Genomic DNA, 1817 nt, shown 5'->3' on the forward strand with positions numbered 1-1817 from the left:
CGCCACCGCCGGCGCCGGCGCACGCTCCGGGGCGCGGCCTGCCACCTTGAGCGCCGCCAAGGCCTGGAAGGCGCCGCGCGCCCGGGCCCCCAGCTCGGCCTTGAGCGCCGCGAGGTTGCGCCCCTGCCCGAGCTGGCGGCCGTGCTCATCGGTCACGCGAAAGTTCATGAACAGGTGCGGGCTGAGCATCTCCAGCTTGAAGTCGGCGCGCTTCACGTCCAGCCCCGTCTCCTCGCGCACCTGGCGCAGCAGCGCCTCCACCAGGCTGCCCTGCGCCCAGCGGTCTTCCTGGCGAAACAGCGCCGCCAGCCGCGCCGCATGCTCGGCCAGCGGCACGAAGCGGCTGCGCGGGCGCTGCGGCAGGCTCTTGAGCAGCGCCTGGAGCTTGTCCTTGAGCATGCCCGGCACCAGCCATTCGGCGCGCTCCTCGCTCGCCTGGTTGAGCACGAACAGCGGCAGCGTCACCGTCACGCCGTCGCGCGGATCGCCCGGCGCATGCAGGTAGCTGGCGCTGCAATCGACCCCGCCGAGCTTGATGGTGCGCGGGAAATTCTCCGTGGTGATGCCCGCCGCCTCGTGGCGCATCAGCTCCTCGCGCGACAGGCGCAGCAGCTGCGGCTGCTCGCGGCTGGCCACGCGGTACCACTTGTCGAAGGTGGCGCCGCTGTACACGTCCTCGGGCACGAAGCGGTCGTAGAAGGCGTAGATCAGCTCATCGTCCACCAGCACGTCCTGGCGCCGGCTCTTGTGCTCCAGCTCCTCGACGCGCGCCACCAGCTTGCGGTTGGCAGCCAGGAACGGCCAGCGCGCATCCCACTCGCCCTCGACCAGTGCCTGGCGGATGAAGATCTGGCGCGCCTCCTGCGGGTCGATGCGCCCGTAGCTCACGCGCCGGCCGCTGTAGACCACCAGTCCGTAGAGCGTCGCGCGCTCGTGCGCCACCACGTCTGCCTGCTTCTTGCTCCAGTGCGGCTCGAGCAGCTGCTTCCTGAGCAGATGGCCGCCCACCTCCTCCAGCCACTGCGGCTCGATGGCGGCGATGCCGCGGCCGTACAGGCGCGTGGTCTCGACCTGCTCGGCGGCAACGATCCAGCGCCCGGGCTTCTTGGACAGGTGCGCGCCCGGGTGCGGATGGAACTTGATGCCGTGCGCTCCCAGGTAGGCGTCGGCCTCCTCGGGTTTGAAGCCGATGTTGCCCAGCAGCCCCGAGAGCATCGACAGGTGCACCGCCGCGTAGCCTGCCGGCTCGGTATTGATCGGCCAGCGCAGCTCCTTGACCACCGTGAGCAGTTGGGAGTGGATGTCGCGCCACTCGCGCACGCGCCGGATGCTCAGGAAATTCTGGCGCAGCAGCTGCTCCCACTGGCGGTTGCTCAGGCGGTGCGTGTCGGCCGCCGCGGCGCTGGCCGCTTCCTGTCCGGGCAGCGCGACGGGCTCCGCAGGGCGCGCCGCGGCCTGGCGCTTGGCCGCCGGCAGCACCGCCATGTTGCGCGCCGGCGCCGGCGCCGCCGATTGCGCCGCCATCTCGCGCCGGCTCATGGCCACGGCCTTGCCGCCGCGCGCATCGTGCAGCCATTGCCACAGCCGCAGGTAGCCACTGAATTCGCTTTTCTCGTCGTCGAACTTGGCGTGCTGCTGGTCGGCCTGCTGCTGGGCCTCCAGCGGCCGGTCGCGCACGTCCTGCACCGACAGGGCCGAGGCGATGACCAGCACCTCGGCCAGCGCCCCGCGCGTGCGCGCCTCCAGGATCATGCGGCCCACGCGCATCGGGCCGCCCCCGGGCGCATCGTCGGGCTGGCCGGTGATGCTCATCAGCC

At 71.7% G+C, this 1817-nt stretch carries 1 protein-coding gene; it reads right to left on the bottom strand.

Annotation, left to right across the window (positions count from 1 at the left end; all coding sequences use genetic code 11):
- The coding region (locus tag A612_RS11460; RefSeq protein ID WP_019374619.1) for a DUF3418 domain-containing protein at nucleotides 1-1817 on the bottom strand (1817 nt) is incomplete at both ends.

Origin of the sequence: Melaminivora alkalimesophila, assembly GCF_000282995.1 — a bacterium.
In the GTDB taxonomy this organism is placed as follows: Bacteria; Pseudomonadota; Gammaproteobacteria; order Burkholderiales; family Burkholderiaceae_C; genus Melaminivora; species Melaminivora alkalimesophila.